Origin of the sequence: Pseudomonas sp. GM24 (genome assembly GCF_000282235.1) — a bacterium.
Classification (GTDB): Bacteria; Pseudomonadota; Gammaproteobacteria; order Pseudomonadales; family Pseudomonadaceae; genus Aquipseudomonas.
This window is the reverse complement of sequence record NZ_AKJR01000207.1, coordinates 37,394-55,163: the sequence shown is the minus strand read 5'-3', so window position 1 is coordinate 55,163 and position 17,770 is coordinate 37,394. Positions and strand designations below refer to the sequence as shown.

General features: G+C 55.0%; 18 protein-coding genes. 15 read left to right on the top strand and 3 right to left on the bottom strand.

The annotated features are described in order from the left end of the window. Positions 1-255 precede the first annotated feature (255 nt). From aguB to PMI23_RS22730, 3 genes are all read left to right on the top strand, one after another. Positions 256-1,134: an N-carbamoylputrescine amidase gene (aguB, locus tag PMI23_RS22740; RefSeq protein ID WP_007909107.1), complete on the top strand. Its 879-nt coding sequence runs from the start codon at positions 256-258 to the stop codon at positions 1,132-1,134. Between the two features lie 5 nt (positions 1,135-1,139). Further along, positions 1,140-2,246, top strand: a complete 1,107-nt coding sequence (gene aguA, locus PMI23_RS22735) for an agmatine deiminase (protein ID WP_007909112.1) — start codon at positions 1,140-1,142, stop codon at positions 2,244-2,246. 246 nt (positions 2,247-2,492) lie between these two features. Beyond that, a complete protein-coding gene (locus PMI23_RS22730) occupies positions 2,493-2,705 on the top strand; it encodes a hypothetical protein (protein WP_007909115.1) in 213 nt (70 codons plus the stop codon). A gap of 187 nt (positions 2,706-2,892) precedes the next feature. Here PMI23_RS22730 and PMI23_RS22725 read toward each other — a convergent pair whose 3' ends face one another. Next, entirely contained in the window at positions 2,893-4,986 is a 2,094-nt protein-coding gene (locus tag PMI23_RS22725; protein WP_007909116.1) for a TonB-dependent receptor, read from the bottom strand. Positions 4,987-5,240: 254 nt separating this feature from the next. Here PMI23_RS22725 and PMI23_RS22720 point away from each other — a divergent pair, with 254 nt between their 5' ends. The 6 genes from PMI23_RS22720 (at position 5,241) to PMI23_RS29490 (ending at position 9,938) form a co-directional block, all read left to right on the top strand. Next, complete coding sequence (locus PMI23_RS22720) at positions 5,241-5,909, top strand: DsbA family protein (protein ID WP_007909118.1); 669 nt, start codon at positions 5,241-5,243, stop codon at positions 5,907-5,909. Positions 5,910-6,206: 297 nt separating this feature from the next. Further along, entirely contained in the window at positions 6,207-7,493 is a 1,287-nt protein-coding gene (locus PMI23_RS22715; RefSeq protein WP_007909120.1) for an OprD family porin, read from the top strand. A 232-nt stretch (positions 7,494-7,725) separates the two neighbouring features. Next, entirely contained in the window at positions 7,726-8,472 is a 747-nt protein-coding gene (locus PMI23_RS22710; RefSeq protein WP_007909122.1) for a 2OG-Fe dioxygenase family protein, read from the top strand. Positions 8,473-8,551: 79 nt separating this feature from the next. Beyond that, positions 8,552-8,929 carry a GNAT family N-acetyltransferase gene (locus PMI23_RS22705; RefSeq protein WP_007909123.1) on the top strand — a complete coding sequence of 126 codons (378 nt, stop codon included), beginning with the start codon at positions 8,552-8,554 and terminating at the stop codon, positions 8,927-8,929. Continuing rightward, positions 8,926-9,642: an AzlC family ABC transporter permease gene (locus PMI23_RS22700; RefSeq protein WP_007909125.1), complete on the top strand. Its 717-nt coding sequence runs from the start codon at positions 8,926-8,928 to the stop codon at positions 9,640-9,642. The genes PMI23_RS22705 and PMI23_RS22700 overlap by 4 nt, the downstream gene beginning before the upstream one ends. After that, a complete protein-coding gene (locus PMI23_RS29490; protein ID WP_007909127.1) occupies positions 9,621-9,938 on the top strand; it encodes an AzlD domain-containing protein in 318 nt (105 codons plus the stop codon). Before PMI23_RS22700 ends, PMI23_RS29490 begins: the two co-directional genes overlap by 22 nt. Here the strand turns inward: PMI23_RS29490 and PMI23_RS22695 are convergent. Continuing rightward, on the bottom strand, positions 9,855-10,781 hold the full coding sequence (locus PMI23_RS22695; protein ID WP_007909129.1) for a LysR family transcriptional regulator: 927 nt from the start codon (positions 10,779-10,781) through the stop codon (positions 9,855-9,857). The genes PMI23_RS29490 and PMI23_RS22695 overlap by 84 nt on opposite strands. 697 nt (positions 10,782-11,478) lie before the next feature. Between PMI23_RS22695 and PMI23_RS22685 the strand changes: the two genes are divergently transcribed. Then, the gene (locus tag PMI23_RS22685) at positions 11,479-11,886 is read left to right on the top strand and encodes an MbcA/ParS/Xre antitoxin family protein (protein WP_007909133.1); all 408 of its coding nucleotides are present in this window, start codon (positions 11,479-11,481) and stop codon (positions 11,884-11,886) included. A gap of 11 nt (positions 11,887-11,897) precedes the next feature. Then, positions 11,898-12,563 (top strand): RES family NAD+ phosphorylase, encoded by a 666-nt coding sequence (locus PMI23_RS22680; RefSeq protein WP_007909135.1) that lies wholly within the window; start codon positions 11,898-11,900, stop codon positions 12,561-12,563. A 43-nt stretch (positions 12,564-12,606) separates the two neighbouring features. Here the strand turns inward: PMI23_RS22680 and PMI23_RS22675 are convergent, their stop codons facing one another. Then, the gene (locus PMI23_RS22675) at positions 12,607-12,888 is read right to left on the bottom strand and encodes a DUF3077 domain-containing protein (protein ID WP_007909136.1); all 282 of its coding nucleotides are present in this window, start codon (positions 12,886-12,888) and stop codon (positions 12,607-12,609) included. Positions 12,889-13,371: 483 nt separating this feature from the next. Between PMI23_RS22675 and PMI23_RS22670 the strand changes: the two genes are divergently transcribed. From PMI23_RS22670 to PMI23_RS22655, 4 genes are all read left to right on the top strand, one after another. Beyond that, positions 13,372-13,689, top strand: coding sequence for a hypothetical protein (locus PMI23_RS22670; RefSeq protein WP_007909143.1), 318 nt, complete (start codon positions 13,372-13,374; stop codon positions 13,687-13,689). Next, positions 13,679-13,963 carry a helix-turn-helix domain-containing protein gene (locus PMI23_RS22665; RefSeq protein WP_007909144.1) on the top strand — a complete coding sequence of 95 codons (285 nt, stop codon included), beginning with the start codon at positions 13,679-13,681 and terminating at the stop codon, positions 13,961-13,963. Before PMI23_RS22670 ends, PMI23_RS22665 begins: the two co-directional genes overlap by 11 nt. A 781-nt stretch (positions 13,964-14,744) precedes the next feature. Continuing rightward, positions 14,745-16,493: an ATP-binding protein gene (locus PMI23_RS22660; protein WP_007909145.1), complete on the top strand. Its 1,749-nt coding sequence runs from the start codon at positions 14,745-14,747 to the stop codon at positions 16,491-16,493. A 224-nt stretch (positions 16,494-16,717) separates the two neighbouring features. Beyond that, positions 16,718-17,710, top strand: coding sequence for a hypothetical protein (locus PMI23_RS22655; RefSeq protein WP_007909146.1), 993 nt, complete (start codon positions 16,718-16,720; stop codon positions 17,708-17,710). Positions 17,711-17,770 lie beyond the last annotated feature (60 nt).

The window sequence follows — 17,770 nt, the reverse complement described above, 5'->3', positions numbered from 1 at the left end:
TTTTGATCTTGTTTTTCAAGAGCAAAATCAAGAGATCGCAGCCTTCGGCAGCTCCTACAGCGTTCTGGGGTTAATTCGATTTGTATCGGTATTTTGTGGGTAAAATTAGACGGAATGCATTTCTTTAGCTTCTAAAGCCGATATTTATCGGCTATAAAGTCGCCATTGCTCCGGCATGGCGATCTCATGTCCGGTGCGCGCGTTTTCTTTTCGGTCGAATTGTCGACCGTCAAAGCACTTGCCCGGAGATGATTCATGAGCCGTATCGTTACCGTTGCCGCCACTCAGATGGCCTGTTCCTGGGATCTGCAAGCCAACCTCGAAATCGCTGAAAGGCTGGTGCGCGAAGCCGCCGCCAAAGGCGCGCAGATCATCCTGATTCAGGAGCTGTTCGAGGCGCCGTATTTCTGCCAGAAGCCGAACCCGGACTACCTGCAACTGGCGACGACGGTGGAAGAAAACGTCGCGATCAAACATTTCCAGAAAATCGCCAAAGAGCTGCAAGTGGTGCTGCCGATCAGCTTCTACGAACTGGCCGGCCGCGCACGTTTCAACAGCATCGCGATCATCGATGCCGACGGCAGCAACCTCGGGATTTATCGTAAAAGCCATATCCCCGACGGTCCGGGTTACCACGAGAAGTATTACTTCAACCCGGGCGATACCGGTTTCAAAGTGTGGAACACCCGTTACGCGAAGATCGGCGTGGGTATCTGCTGGGACCAGTGGTTCCCGGAAGCCGCGCGCAGCATGGCGCTGCAAGGTGCGGAAATCCTGTTTTACCCGACCGCAATCGGCAGCGAGCCGCACGACAAGACCATCTCCTCGCGCGATCACTGGCAGCGGGTGCAGCAGGGCCACGCCGGCGCCAACCTGATGCCGCTGATCGCCAGCAACCGCATCGGCAATGAAGAACAGGACGGCTACGACATCACGTTCTACGGCTCTTCGTTCATCGCCAACCAGTTCGGCGAAAAAGTGCAGGAGCTGAATAAAACCGAAGAAGGTATTCTTGTGCACACTTTCAACCTCGACGAGCTCGAACACATTCGCAGCGCGTGGGGTTCATTCCGTGACCGCCGTCCGAACCTGTACGGTGCGTTGAAAACCCTCGACGGTTCCCTGGAGTCCTGATCCCGATGACCACCTTGAAAAGTACCCCGCGCGCCGACGGCTTTCACATGCCGGCCGAGTGGGCGCCGCAAACGCAGACCTGGATGATCTGGCCCGAGCGCCCGGACAACTGGCGTCTGGGCGGCAAACCGGCGCAAGCCGCACACGCTGCGGTGGCCAAAGCCATCGCACGTTTCGAACCAGTGACTGTGGCCGTGTCCGCCGGCCAATACGAAAACGCCCGCGCGCGCCTCGACGTACCGAATATCCGCGTAGTCGAGATGTCCAGCGATGACGCCTGGGTACGCGACAGCGGCCCGACTTTCGTCATCAACAACAGCGGCGAAGTGCGCGGTGTGAACTGGGACTTCAACGCCTGGGGCGGTTTCGACGGTGGTCTGTATTCGCCGTGGAATCGTGATTCGCAGGTCGGCGGCAAGATCCTCGAGATCGAGCGTAGCCCGCGTTATCGCACTGAAGGTTTTGTGCTCGAAGGCGGTTCGATTCACGTCGACGGCGAAGGCACGCTGATCACCACCGAAGAATGCCTGCTCAACCGCAATCGCAACCCGCACCTGGGCCGCGAAGAAATCGAAGCGGTGCTCAGCGCCAATCTGTCTGTGGATAAAATCATCTGGCTGCCGGACGGTTTGTTCAACGACGAAACCGACGGCCATGTGGATAACTTCTGCTGCCACGTGCGTCCGGGCGAAGTGCTGCTGGCGTGGACCGACGATCCACAGGATCCGAACTACCCGCGCTGCCAGGCTGCGATGAAAGTCCTGCAAAGCAGCACCGATGCCAAAGGTCGCCCGTTCACGGTGCACAAAATGCCGATTCCGGGGCCGCTGTACGCGACCGAAGAAGAGTGCGATGGTGTCGACCCGGTGGACGGCACGCAGGAGCGCAATCCGTCCGTGCGCCTGGCCGGCTCCTACGTGAACTTTCTGATCGTCAATGGCGGCATCATCGCGCCGAGCTTCGACGATCCGATGGATGCCCCGGCCAGGGAAATCCTGCAGAAACTATTCCCGCAGCACGAAGTGGTAATGGTGCCGGGCCGCGAACTGTTACTGGGTGGCGGCAATATCCACTGCCTTACCCAACAGCAACCCGCACCACACAAAGAGTGAGTTGAGTCGTAACAGCTTGAGTTGATTAACAAATCGGCCGAGCAGTGATTAGCTCGCTATGCATGTGAAGAAGCCCGCAGCCCGGTTGGATTGCGGGCTTCTTTGTATCCGCTTGTCGACAAATGCGAAACCTTGGCATAGCTCTTGTATTCATCACCCGTGCACTAGGGAGGGGGGAGAACTTCAACAGTTCTGTCATAAACCTTGGATAACTTAGCCGCTCATGAACGGGGAGAGAGCGCTGAAATGAACGCCGAAGTGAACGTAGTCAGCGAGCGGACGTTGCATCCCATGGCCGTTAACGGCGAATCGCTCCAGATTGTCGCGCACTGGTTGAAGTCCAATGGAACGCGTCAGATCAGGGAACCTGATCCGCGCCGGACGATGATCGAGCGTTACCCCGCTGGCCTGTTCAGCGAGGCCGAACTGGATGCATTGTGGGCTGTAATGGAAGGATAAGAAGAACAACAGGGATTGGTCAAAGCGCTGCCGGGATGGCGGCGCTTTTTTATGCACGACTATTTTGTACACACCCATTCAATGTGGGAGCGATCCTGCTCGCGAATGCGTCGGGTCAGTCGACATCGTCGTAACCTGATCCACCGCATTCGCGAGCAGGCTCGCTCCCACAGGGATTTGTGTGAAATCAGAAGCTGTAGGTGCCGGTCATCACGACGCTACGCGGCGCACCCGGTTGAATCTGATACTGGCTGGTTGCCGATGCGTAGTACTCACGATCGGTGATGTTGTTCAGCGCCGTGCGCAAATCCCAATCCTTGAAGCGGTAACCGACCAGTGCATCCCAGCGACCATAACCCGGCAGCACGGTGGTATTGGCGTTATCGGCATAGCGTTGGCCAACCAGGGTCAGACCGGTTTCACCGTACCAGCCCATCTCCGGTTTCCAGGTCAGGAACAGGCTGCCGTTGTGCTTGGCGACGTTGTTGATGCGTTTGCCTTCCAGGCCGTTGTTGTCCTTCTCGATCTTCGCATCCTGCATACCGACGCCACCGCGCATGTACCAGTTGCCGACGATGTTACCGGTGGCGGTCAACTCGATCCCGCGCGATCGTTGCAGACCGGACATCACGGTCAGGGTCGGGTCGTTTGGATCGGTGGTGCGGCGGTTGTAGAGTTCCAGGTCGTAGATCGCCAGCGTGGTGCTGAGGCGATCGTCGAACCAGTCGCTCTTCACGCCGACTTCTTTCTGCTTGGTCAGTTCGGGACTGAGGTCGTTGGTGTTGCCGGCCGCACCCGGGGTGATGCCGATCAAGCCACCACCCACGGGCGAAAACGTCTTCGACCACGAAGCGTAGAACGAGTGGTTCTGCAACGGCGTCCAGACCAGGCCCACACGCGGGCTGGTGCTGTGGCTGTCTCGGTCTTCGGAGATGTTACGCAGCTTGTTGGTCGACTCGATATCGAAGGTGTCGTAACGCAAACCGCCAAGCAGTTGCCACTGATCGTTCAGGCGCAGTTGATCCTGCACGTAGACCGCACGGCTTTCGACTTCGGTGTGGCTGCTGCTGGAAAGCTGCATGGCTCCTGTGTGGCGCAGATTGCGGTTGGGGTTGTAGAGGTCGAGCGACGGCACGGGCTGCGCGCCCGGCGTTCTGCCGGTAGCGGCGTTGTACAGTGTCGGATCGCGGCGCTGGCTGCCGATCTCGATGCCGGTGAGCAGGCGATGTTCAAGGCCGAAGGTATCGAAACCGCCTTCCAGCTCGAGGTTGTTGTAGACGTTGCGGGTGGTCAGATCCTGCTGCCAGTGCTGGCGCGTGACCTTATTGGTCGCCGGCGTGTAACCGGTGAGGTAGGTGTTGTCGAAATCACTGTCGAGCTTGAACACGCCGAGGGTCTGGCGCAGTTGCCAGTTGTCGTTGATCTCGTAGCTGAGTTTGGAGCGCAGCGATTGCGACTTGTCGTCAATGAAATCGTGATCGTTGCCGTAGGTGGTGTCACGACCGACATCGGCCGGGCGCCCGTTGACGCCGGGAATGCCGCGATCTGGCGTGCGGTTGTAGCGGCTGTATTCGTATTGCACCAACCAGTTCAGGTCCGGCGTCAGTTGCCAGCTCATCGACGGCGCGAACAGTTGGCGGTTGCCACTGACACCGTCACGGAAGCTGTTTTCATCCATGTTGCCCATGTTCAGGCGCAGGCTGATGTTTTCGCTCGGGTCGGTGCTGAGGTCGGCGTAAAGACTGCGCAAATCTTCGCTGCCACCCTGGGCTTCGATGGTCGAGCGTCGGCCGAACTCGGGAATTTTGCTCACGCGGTTGACGATCCCGCCCTGACTGCCCCGACCGTACAGCACGGCGGCCGGGCCTTTGAGCACTTCGACGCGTTCGATGTTGTGCAGGTCGCGCTTGTATTGGCTGTCGTCGCGAATGCCGTCGAGATAGAAATCGTTGCTGGCATCGAAACCGCGAATGCGCAGGCTGTCGAAACGGGTGTCGGCGCTGCTGCTGACGTTGGGCATGCCGCTCAACGCGTCGCCGATATCATTGGTGCCGTAGTTGGCGACGTTCGCGGTCTTGATCGAATCGATCGCCTGCGGCACGTAGCGCACCGGGGTTGAGGTGCGGGTTGCGGTGTTGCTGAGCTTCACGCGCGGGTCATCGGCTTGCGCTTCGGCGCTGATCGCGGTGGCGGGTAACTCGGTCGCGGAGTAGGCAAAACCACTGGACAGAAAAACAGAAAGCCCAAGGGTGACGGGCGTAAGACGGAACGGGGCAGGCATTTAACAGCGCATCCGAAAGGGTGGAAGAATTCGATCGCGCGAATGGTAATGCTTTGCATTTACTTCCGTTAATTATTCCTTATAAGTTCCCTGATCTGATTGTTTCAATTTGTGTCGCCTTCGACACAATCTGCTTGAACCGCAATTTGACCGATTCATGAAACAGACTGAAAGCCATTCTGGCGTTTTTCCGCAAGAGTGCGGGCACTAATCTGCCGCCATCGATTTCCCTCACTTTTTGCCGGAGTTTTCCCATGATCCTTCATTACGTCTACGACCCGTTATGCGGCTGGTGTTACGGCGCCAAGCCGCTGGTGGAAGCGGCGCAGGCAGTGCTGCCAGTGATCGCGCATGCCGGGGGAATGATGAGTGGCGCCAATCGCCAGCGCGTTTCGCCACAACTGCGCAATTACGTCATGCCCCACGACCGACGCATTGCCGAGTACACAGGCCAGCCTTTCGGCGAGGCCTATTTCGACGGTTTGCTGCGAGATCAATCGGCCGTGTTCGATTCGACGCCACCGATTGCTGCGGTCATGGCGGCCGAAGCCATCGACCGAGGCGGTCTGCGCATGTTGGGGCGGTTGCAGAGCGCGCACTATGTGGAAGGGCGACGCATTGCCGATTCAGCCGTGCTGTTGGAATTGGCGATGCAGATGGGCTATGCGCAGGACGATTTCCACATTGCGTTTGAGTCCGTTGATAGCGAGAGGCACGTAAAAGCCAGTCGCCAGTTTTTGGCGCAATTGGGCGGCCAGGGTTTTCCGACCATGGCTCTGGAGAAGGATGGCACATTCCAATTGATCGACATTAGTCCGTGGCTGGGCAAGCCGCAGGCATTTGCCGATTGGTTACAACAGGCAATCGTCCTCGATGAAAGCGGTAAATCTTCTGCATTCTGTTCTATTGATGGTTGCGCCTGATACGCACTGGATTCACTGGCTGTGTGCATTTCCCAGCAAGGAGTCAGCGCAAAATTTACGTTTCTTAGACGATTTTTACCTATTTAAAGACGATTCTTGAAATTGACACATTGTTCAGGGCGCGGCTACGATTCGGCCCAACGCCTGTGGCCAACCGCCATGACTCAAAATAAGGAGCAGGCCCGCCATCACGTTATCGTGGGCGGGCCTTTTTGTTTCGGGGTGAATAAAAGAGTGCAAAAGCGCCGTTTCCGCCGTTCGACACAGCGCGTTTCAACCCGTAATAAGGAAAACAAAATGTTGAACAAGCGAATCAGTCTGATCGCACTGGGGATGTTGAGCGCCACTCAGGCCATGGCTAACGACCAGGCCGAGTCCAAGGGTTTTGTTGAAGACAGCAGCCTCAAAGTGCTGCTGCGCAATGCCTACATCAATCGTGATTACAAGGACGGCAACAAAGACAAAGCCGAGTGGGGCCAAGCGGCCATCGGTACGTTCTCGTCCGGCTTCACCCAAGGCACCGTGGGTGTCGGTGTCGACGCTTTCGGTCTGTACGCACTGCGTCTGGACGGCGGCAAGGGCCGTAGCGGCGCCGGTGGTATCGATTTCTTCAAGCAGGAAAATGACGGTCGCGCGAACCATGACATAGCCAAGGGCGGTGCCGCGGTGAAGTTCCGCTTCTCCAACACCGTGTTGACCTACGGCGACCAGATGCCGGCCCTGCCAGTGCTGAGCTACGACAATGTGCGCCTGCTGCCGGAAAGCTACACCGGTACCCTGATCACTTCTAAAGAGATCAAAGGCCTGGAACTGAACGCCGGTCGTTTCACCGCCGAATCGCGCAAGAGCGACGAAGGCCGTGACAGCGGTGGTCTGAAGTCGATCAACGTGTTGGGCGGTAGCTACCAGTTCACTGAAAACTTCAAAGGCGCGCTCTACGCGTCCGACGTCGAAGACGTATTGAAGAAACAATACGTGAACGCCAACTACGTGTTGCCGTTCAACAAGGATCAGTCGCTGACCCTGGACTTCAACGGTTACCGCACCAAGCTGGACAACTCTTATGTCCGCGAAAACGGGGTAACTGGCGACGACAACAAGATCTGGAGCCTGGCCGCAACCTTCGCTACCGGCCCGCACTCGTTCACCGTGGCGCACCAGCGTTCCACCGGCGACAGCAACCTCGGTTACGCCTACGGCGGTTACCAGAAAGATCAAGGTCGTGTCGGTGACGGCGGTAACTCCATCTATCTGGCCAACTCCTACTGGTCCGACTTCAACGCTGAAGACGAACGCAGCTGGCAGCTGGGCTATGGCCTGGATTTCGGCGCATTCGGCGTACCGGGTCTGAGCTACAACTTCGCTTACGTGCGTGGCGACAACATCACCACCTCCACCAGCGAAGGTGGCACCGAGCGCGAGATCTTCAACCAGTTCAAATACGTCGTGCAGTCTGGCCCGGCCAAAGATCTCAGCGTGAAATTGCGCAGCTCGATCCTGCGTGTTTCGCAGAAATCCAGCGAGTACAACGTCAGCGGTAACGAACTGCGTGTATTCGTGGACTACCCGATCAACATCTTCTGATGCCTGATCAAGTGTAAGAAACATGAGAAAAACCCCGACTGGTTCGGGGTTTTTTTTCGACGGTTTTTCGATGAAAACCGGAAAAAACCTGTGTTTTTGTCATGTAAAAGTTGTTTTTAAGTGGCTGTAAACGCCGTTTCAAACAGGGCTTTAAATGCCTGAAATTCTTTCTCATGGACGCAAATTCTCCACCTAATAGATTAGGCCGCTCAACGCAGCGGAGAATTTGGTAATGATCGTTTTGAACAGAGAAGTGGGCGAATCGCTACGGCGCGACAAATATGTCAACGTCCAGGGTGGTGACTTCAATCTCTACGGTCATTTTGCCGACTTCGTCAGACTGACCAAAAGTTGGGAAAACATGGAGCCTGACAGTTACTACGGTCAGGCCGAAGCCGGCATGCGTTACCGTCGTTACAGCGACTTTGAGTACAACCCGAAAACCCGCGAGCTCAAGCAACTCGAACATCGCGCCTACGTGCAGTCGAAAGAGAACAACGCCTATGTCGGCGGCCTCGTGCGACACTTTCAGGACTTCTCCGACGAAGTGATTACTTCACCGGTGATGCGCAGCCTGATCGACACCGATTTCGAAGTGTACAAAAGCGTACTGCCGGAAGAGCTGCACGATGAAATCTGGCAGTGCCAGATCCATCAGATTCGCATTGAGATCAAACCCGGCAAACAACTGGAAATCACCCCTGAAGGCATTCACTGCGACGGCTATCCGTTCAGCGGTGTGCACTTCTGGGGCCGCAATAACGTCGAGGGTGCGGAGAGTCGTCTGTACGACATCCACGAGCATCAACTGGCGTCGACCACTTACCAGGAAATTCTCGACACCACCTACTTCCTCGATCGCGATATGCGCCACTACGTGACCCCGGCCCGCAACCCGCACACTCATGCGATGGCGTACCGGCAGATTCTGGCGATTTCCTTCTCGCGGCCCGGGACCGCTTTCGACATTGTTCGCTAATCAGATCACCCCAATCGATGGCGTCGAATGCTCGACGCCGGTGGTGCTGCGACGCGCCACGGCCAAGGATGCGCAGCGCATGGAGCGCTTCTTCCGCCAGTTCGACGAAGTGTCCTTCTGCGAATGGCAGGACGCCAAGTGCCTGCGCGGCGTGCTGATCCAGAAAACCACCACGGCCTATCTCGCCTTCGACATCGCCGGCGAAATCGTCGGCGCGGTGCTCGGCGGCATGCTCGGCAGTCGCGGCACCATCAATCATCTGGCCGTCAGCCCGCGCTATCGCAGCCAGGGCGTCGGTCAACGTCTGGTTGAAGCGGCGTCTTCCGACATGAAGCGTGTCGGTGTGTTGCGGATGTTTCTGTTCGTTGACGATGCTAACCTCGCGGGCAAGCGATTCTGGACTGCCCAGGGTTTTTGCGAGCCTCATGGCGAACGGACATTTGAGAGGGATCTATGAATGAAACGTCCGGCAGTGCGCCGCTGATGGCTGCCCATCAGCCATCGCGCACGTTTGCCGAAGCCAGCCCGGTCGTCGCCGGCTACTTCACGGTGTCATTCGTGTTCGGGCTGATGGCCGTCAACGCAGGCTTGCCGATGTGGCTGCCGGTGGCGATGTGTTTGTTCGTGTATGCCGGCGCTTCGCAATTCGCCGCATTGGCGCTGATCTCAAGTGGAGCGTCGCTGACCACCATCGTACTGACCACGTTCCTGATCAACGCGCGGCACATGCTGATGTCGGTGTACATGGCCAAGGCCCTGCGCGCACTCGGCTTGAGTCGCATGGAGCGTTGGGCTTACGCCGGTGGCCTGACGGACGAATCCTTCGCTTTCCACAGCGTTAAACTCGGCACGGGTGCGCCGGTCAATGTGCGTTATCTGATCGGCTTCAATCTGTTCTGCCACACCTCGTGGGTGCTCGGCGGTTTGCTTGGCGCGGTTTGCGCGCAGTACGCGGCGCACCTGATCAAATATCAGCTCGACTACGCCCTGACGGCGATGATGCTCTACGTGCTGGTGTCGCTGTGCAACACGCGCAACAAACTCATCGCCGCCGCTGCTGCCGTGCTGTGCATGGGCGCGCTGAGCCTGGTCGGCAGTTCGCCGTTCAATGTGTTTATCGCCACGTTTGTGGGCTGCGGAGTGGGTGTATGCCTGACCAAACGTTCCTGATTCTGGTGGTCGCGCTGATGATGGCTGTGACTTTCCTGCCACGCGCCTTGCCCCTGCAAGTCAACACCGAGCACTGGCCGCCGTTTATTGCGCGGGCGCTGGAATACCTGCCGGTGGCGATCGTCGCTGCGATCAGCCTGACACCCTTATTGATCAAGGATCAGCACATACAGCTCGATCGCCCGGAATTCTATGCCGCGATTCCGACGTTGCTATGTGCGTATTTCAGCAAAAACCTCTTTCTCAGTGTGGCGGTTGGGACGGCTGCGTACATTGCGCTCGGCTCGTTCATGTAACGGCAGATCGACGACGTCGCTCAACGCCTGATTGGACAATTCAGGATTGTTCACTGCCAGGCGCACTTCGAGGAAATCCTCGAACCCGGGGAAAATCGTCAGGCCGTTCTTTTGCGCGGCCTCACGCGAAACCATGCCGACCGCGTCCATCTGCGTGATCAGCGACAGCGTCAGGGTCTCGCTGCACGAATAGACCATGCGCTGACCGTTCTCGTGATTGCCCAGCCCGGCGTCGAGAAAACGCAAAAAGCTGTGGGAATACGGACAATCTTCTGCAGGACGTACCTGGAACTTGTTGCCCAGCAAGGTCAGCGGATCATTCTCCTGACCGCAATGCGCACCGACCACCTGCACCTGCACATCCGGCAAGACAATGCTCGGCAAACCCGGCCGCTGCGGACCGATCAGCACCGCCAGGTCGAAGTCTTCATTCTTCAGCTTGCTGAGGTTTTCCATCGACTCGGCGTAGCTGAACTCCATCTGATAATCGGGAAACACCTCGATCAGGCGCCCGATCATTCGCCGGTTGAAGTCAGTTGATAAGGTGTTGTTCAACGCAACCTTCAACGTCCGCTGCCCCGGCACTTTCAGCGCCTCGACCTTTTCTTCCATCTGTCGCGTGGCAATCAGCACTTTGTCCATATACGGCGTCAGCTCAGTGCCTTGCGGCGTCAGCGTCAGCCCTTTGTTGGAACGTCGAAACAAGCGGAAACCGAACTGCTCTTCGACCTTGTTCAACTGCGCGGCCAGCGCCTGCACGGTCAGGCACGAATGCTCGGCTGCGGCCGACAAAGAGCCGGTCTGCACGATGCGCATGAGGTTGCGTAAGGTTCTGCTATCCATGGGTAATGCCCTCTGAAGTGGGCTGGGTATTGTTGTTTACGAGACTGCCGGTCAGGCGCCATATGCTGGCTATATTCCTGTACCTGAGCATAGTTGTCGCGGGTTTAGTAGCGAATTGATGCCCCCGCCGATGGCTGGAGGCTGACACAGGATCGGGGTTTTTGGTGACGTGGGGGTGATGGGGGTCAAAAAAAGTGCTTGGTTTTGGTGCGTAGCGGCGATTTTTCACGGGGAAACGGCTGACAACGTTAGTGGTTTTGGCCTGCGAAATACGTGGATGCGTCTTAGGCGAACTTGCGACCGAGCTGATAGCGGCGACTCGTCAAAGCAGATGAAGTAGCAGTGGGGAGGCATCATGCCTATGTGGCTACAGATCTGTGTGAGGTAAGCGAAGTGATTGCATCAAAAGAAGCGGCCGATATGGAGTGCCAAGTTGGCAACAGGCTTCATCACGTTATTGAAATTCAAGAGCAACCGTCCATTGCACGAATTCCTACGGACAAGACTGCCCAAGCCATGTTGGAAGCACGAACTATTCGGCAGCGGTTCCATTCGGTCGACGAAATGCTCAAATCCGGTCATATCCGAATCCCAATCAATGGGGAATGTGGTAACCAGTAATACGCTTACGGAGCTTTTTTATCGATTTATTCGTATATGTACTAGTATCAAAGCAAGACAAATCTGGAGAGGCTCAATGACTACCTCATCCCCAGCCCTCACTCCACGCGAACAACTCGACGCCCCCGAAGCCGGCCGCGTTGCGCTGAAGTTCTTCTTCAACCTTATGGAGCGTTGGGGCTGCAGCGCAGAGCAGCAACGCACGCTGCTGGGCGGCGTCGGCAACACCACTTTCTACAAATACAAACACCTGCCGAACCTACGTCTGCCTAACGACACCCTTGAGCGCATCTCCTACCTGATGGGCATTCACAAGGCGTTGAGCATCATCTTCAGCAATAACCGTGAGCGCGCCTATACGTGGGTTAGCAGTCCAAACACAGCGGCGCCGTTCAACGGGCAAACTGCATTGGATTACATGCTGGCAGGGAGAGTGATCGACATCGCCGATGTGCGTCGCTATCTCGATGGGGTACGCGGTTGAAGGCGCCCGATTTGGTTGATGTGGCGTGGACGCGAGCCTATCGGATCGTCAACAGCAGCTTCCCGCCGATTGCGTTGTTCGAAGACGTGCTCGATCCCGAAGATCTGGAAGTTGCCTACGCAATTGAAGCGCTGACCAATGATCGTCTGATCGAGCAGGCCGGGGTACTTGCCCGAGTGCGACCCGAAGACCGACTCTCTGGCCCCGGCTCGACTCCGGTGATGGCTGCGTTTACTCATATTGGCAAACGCAGTCGTTTCTGTGACGGCACCTTCGGCGTTTACTACGCTGCGAGCAGTCAGGCTGCGGCCATCGCCGAGACCTGTTATCACCAGGAGCGATTTCTTGCGGCGACTCGGGAAGCGGATCTCGAGTTGACCATGCGGACTTACGTCAATCGGGTGGTTAAACCGCTACACGATATTCGCCACGTTCACCCCGAGCTGCACAATCCGGATCCGGAGGCTTACGGGCCGTCTCAGCTATTCGCCCGTCAACTGCGCGAAACCGAGTCGTGGGGACTGCTCTACAACAGCGTTCGCTTGCCGGGCCACGAATGTGTCGCCGCGTTTAGACCTCCAGCGGTATCCATTCCGAAGCAGGGCAAGCATTTGCGCTATGTGTGGAGTGCGAGTCAGCAGAAGATTTCGTTCGTGCTTGAGATCAGTCAGGTCTGAAACGCAAAAAGCCCTCGCATCGGCGAGGGCCTGAAACCGGCGTTTACATCAACGGCTTGTCCGGCGGCGCATCCATCACTTTCACCACATCATCGATCAGCGCCTTGCTCAATTCCTGCAAATACTGCGAGGCATAAGCGTGAAGATCAGGATCGCGCGAGACTGTGGAATCTGCGGTCAGTAGCTTGGAAATGTGAAGTAAATGTGAGGCGTGCGAGAGAGCGGCGATCACTGGAACGCCACGATTGGTGCGGAACAGCGCTTGATTGGCCTGGAAGGAAAAGTGCGTGAGGCCTGGGGTTTTCAAATGGAGGTAGTCGGTCATTTCGCTTCACCTGCCGTAAGGAAGTGTCGTGAGGTGACCGTTTCTGCAGCTCTGTGAATTGCTGATGGATCAATGGCATTCATTTGTGAACTCCCTGTATCAAATGAGAGCCGCCATTTTCGTTCTCAGGCGAAAGGGTGGCAGCTATGCGCAGGCTGAGAAACCGGAGATACAGGAACCCGGCAGACCCGAAGGTCTCCCACGCACAGCCGCCATTACACGTGGATGCGGGCACAAAAAAGCGCCGGCAATCGTGATTTTGGGCGCTGGTGCGCCTGTATCTTACGCGGGTTCTCAGGCCCGGTCGCTGAATTGGCAGCGACGAACTGAACGGTAGCTTTGCGAGGGGCGAATGAGCAACGGTGGCTAGTAGTGGCTTGTCGTTACAACAGATTTCACAAGGCTTCGCGCCATGCATTTCGTCGATCTGTCCCTATAAACGTTTATGGTTTGTTTGTACGGCGTAGCCGTATAGTCAGGTTCATGTATACAATCATCGAAACGGAAATGTTCAAGCGCTATGCAGACGCCATATGGGTCGATGGTGAGCGCCATGAATTCATAAATTGGCTCGCTGCAAATCCTCTGGCTGGTGATGTCGTGCCTGGCAGTGGAGGTTTGCGCAAGGTGCGGTGGACTCGCACCGGCATGGGTAAGCGAGGCGGTACACGTGTCATTTATTACAACACGCTTTCTGAAGGCTCGATTTGGTTGCTCATTGCCTACACCAAGGCAAAGCTCGACAACTTGCCCGTAGCCTTCCTTAAGCAACTGAAGGAGGAAATCAGCGATGGTCGATGAACTGGAGCAATTCCAGCAGGACTTGCTGGAATCTGTACGTCAGATGAAGGCTGGAAAGGCTGCGCGCGTGACTCAAGTGCCGCTCTCTGCGGCAGCAGAAGCGCGTGCCAAAGTGGGCGTTTCTCAAAGTGCGTTTGCCAAACTGATCGGTGTGAGTCTGCGGACTTTGCAGGATTGGGAGCAGGGTCGCCGGCAGCCGACGGGTGCGGCTCAAACTCTCCTTAGGGTCGCCCGCCAGCATCCGGAAGTTTTGCGGGATCTGCATCCTGCTTGATACCACTTAAAACCTTTGGGCAGACTTCTGCTACAGAAAACAACGAAGCCCCTGCATTTCTGCAGGGGCTTCGTTTTGTATGGTGCCGGCACCAGACGAACGGTATGTTTCGGGGAGGCCAGGATTTTCGGGCGTCTGGATTTCGGTGGAAAATTCGGCGTACCCCAACAAGTAACTATAAATAAATCAGCTAGTTATGGCGTTCGGTGGAGTCGAACTCGGGATTTTTTAGATCTCAGCACGTTGCCGGTCTACAAGTAAACCATTCAGAGCCGTATACGAATGGTAAACCTCGTGAGTTTGGACCTTGTCGATTATCCCCTCTGTAGAGAATAGGCAGGAATCCGACAAAAGTTGTCCGTGGCGACAGGCAGCAGACGGCCCAGAGTGTGTAAAAACGTAGGCACCGTTTTGAAGTCAGCGCTGCTGCGAAATCTGCCAGCGTTTGGCTAATCAGCAGAGCTGGGATTTGCATAGGCGTGCGATTTTAGCTCCAAATCAGGCCACCAAAGCTGCTCGAAAACGTTTTTACACAGCCTCGGCCTGGAGCGGGCATTCAAGGTGTCCATAAAACCGGCGGTGATCTTGGTAGACATCGCTGCTGAAATTAACCCCTTGGGCGCTTCGGCATGTCCAACCGCGCAAATCAAGTTTGCGGCCCATTGCCACTACAGGCTCATCTCGGTTAAAAGGTATCCAAGGCAGTTCGCCAAACATTGAAGCCCGCTTATCAGCGCCCTCTTTAGCTCGATGGGACGGGGCACAAGGATGTAACCGCACGATGGAAAAGCTGCATTTTCAAGTCGACTCGCGCTTAGCAACCCTATTGAGCCAGGAATACTCTTCAACTGAAAAGGCACTTAAAGAACTGGTCGACAATGCTTGGGACGCCGATGCTGAGCAGGTGTCTATCACCCTGCCAGAACCTATGAGCGATGAACCGATCATCATCGCGGATGACGGAACCGGCATGACTGCCCAAGAGCTCAGTAGTCAATACCTGAAAATCGCATCGGATCGCCGAGTAAGACGAGGGGAGCGAACTGCCGGCAAGCAGCGCCTTATCAAGGGTCGCAAGGGCGTTGGCAAATTCGCCGGCCTCATGGCCGCCTCAGTAATGACACTGGCTACCAGAGCACGCGGCGCCGAAGTCTGCTTCACCCTCAGCCTAGCGGAACTGGAGCAAGTGGCGGATATCGAACATTTACCTATCAGCCCAAAGGTCGAGGCGTGCTCCCAAGAACAGCATGGCACCACGATAACTCTATCCAGCCTCCATCAGGGACTTGTGTATCCAGACGCGAATCGGCTTCGCCAACTTCTGATTCAGGAGTACGGACGCCAAAAAGATTTCACCATTGTTATCGATGGTAAGCCCTTGGCTATTGATGATCTGGAAGGTTCTTATACTGAGGACGCCATCTGCCTGCCAGACACAGGCAACATAGCGCTACGCTTCTCGATCAGCAGTGGCAAAACCGGCTTGCGCGAGCCAGGTATAACCTTGATGGTTGATGGTAAAGCCGTTGGTAAGCCCAGCTTCTTTGGGCTCGACCAATGCGATGACTTCCCACCCAAATTGCTTAGAAAAATGTACGGCGAGATCGAAGCTGATGGTTTGAGTGAGCATGTCACAGCAGGCTGGGACTCGGTGGTAGAGAACAGTGAGCTGTTTCAACGAGTCGCGGAGTATGTTCAGAGCAAGCTGCGTTCAGCCTTCACTGAGACTCATGGGGCGGAAATCCGCATGGCCCATGCTCGCTTACAGAAAGCAGTACATGAACGCTTGGCCGCAATGCCCGGGTTCAAGCGGGATTATGCGGATCGGGCCATAAAGAAGGTATTAGAAAAGTACTACGACGAACCGTCCCACAAAGTCGAATCGATCGTGTTTGTCGTGTTGGAAGCGCTGGAGCGCTCCGACTACCGAACTGTTGTGGAGCATCTGGCCGACGCCCAGCGCCGCGATGTCGCCACTCTGGCCGAATCTCTGAATGATTTCGGCTTGGCGGACATGGCATTCTTAGTCGAACAAGCCTCGGCGCGCTCCACTTTTCTTGACCATCTGGAGAGACTGGCTAACATTGCCGACACTCTCGAATCAACCATGCATAAGGCTATCGAACACAATTTCTGGATTTTCGGTCCAGAGTATTCGTTGTTCAGCTCGAACCAAACCTTGCGACGCCAAGTTGAGGACTACCTTGCCCAGACATATCGGGGCGAACTCGCGAGCAAGCGCCCCGACCTTCTACTCAACGAGAATCTCAACGGCGAATACCTGCTGATCGAGTTCAAACGCCCATCGCATGCGCTGAATTTCGCTGACTACCAGCAGGCCACAGGCTACCGACACGACTTCCTCAAACACGTCAGTAAACCGGTCAAGGTACTAGTCATCGGCGGTAAACGTTCTGGGGATTATCCTATGCAGAACCTGGAGCCCAACGTATCCACTATGCTGTTTGCCGACATCAATTCTTCGGCGCGACGGCAAATTCAGTGGCAGTTGCGCACTAAGTCTCAATAAGCCTTGCCACGTCTGTAGAGTAACGGCCAGGCTGCGTAGATCAATGTTTTGGCAAAAAGCGCTAGCGCGATTGGGGCTAGAGGCGGTGACCACAATATTGAGGATGAACGCCAGTTACGGATCGAATGCGGCCACTGAGAAAAGGGCTCCGCAACTAGGCGATTAGGGAGTCTGTTATTTCGAAGTGGGAAACTATTTATATTATAGATTTTAATGAGGTTGGTATGGTTGTTGAGAAAGAGCGCAAGGAGCTAAGTATCCTTTCCCGGATTTTTAAAGAGGGGAATGACTGCGAAATACTAAAAAGCGAGAGGCCGGACTTTATAGTCACCTATCCTAGACATTTCGTTGGCGGTATTAGTGTAGGCATAGAAGTTACGGAGCTTTACTATAATGACTCATCCGCACGACTAAAAAACAAAGAAGGTTACATAAAAAATGTGATCGATGGAAGCTATATACATAAGGACGATAAAGGTGAGTTCAACGTTCAGGAGGTTACCTATCTACCTCAGGGTGTGATGAGCAAGGCCTTCAAGACTAAGATTTTGATTGAGAAAAAATATACTATCGACGACTATCGTCGAGCCTTTCTGCACACTCTTCGAAAAAAAAATAAAAAACGCACAAAATATCAAGTGGGCCTCGCTCAGACCTGCTTAGTGATATACGATCGAGAGAAGTACTTTAGTAAAATTAGCAAGCAGGATTTTGTTAGTGCTTTTTTCAATAGTTACATAATGGACGAAATCAAAGAGTCGCCTTTTGAGGAGATATATTTAATTACGTCTTTCAATGGTGGTCCAGAGGAGTTTTATGTTCAGCTAAAGTACTGTCTGCTACAAAATGAGCAGGCGAGACTTTTGGATTATTTGGCCTCAAATTCATTGTTTCCTAAATTGGTTGATCTTCGGATAAGCGTTGATGATGTGTTTGCCGAAGTTCTAATAAAGAAAGGGTATTTAGGTGTTAGGAAACATCGATGCAATGATGTTGAAGCCATTGGTTGTGTAAGGTATTCATTTAATTTTAATGAGTCTAGCGGTAGGATTAGTGTTTTTGATGGGTTTCCAGTATTGCAAAGTGACACTGAAAATTTTATAGTTGCCAAGAGTTTTTTTTCAGATAAGTCTTTTAATAGGTTTTTAAAAGACACGAGTGCTAGGTTTGCCTCTTTTAATGTTGGCTTCGAAACTTTTGAGACGTGTAACTCATGATGAGGGGCGTACTATTTCTCTAGGTCCCTGTAGTTCAAACCAGCTTATACCGAATGGGAA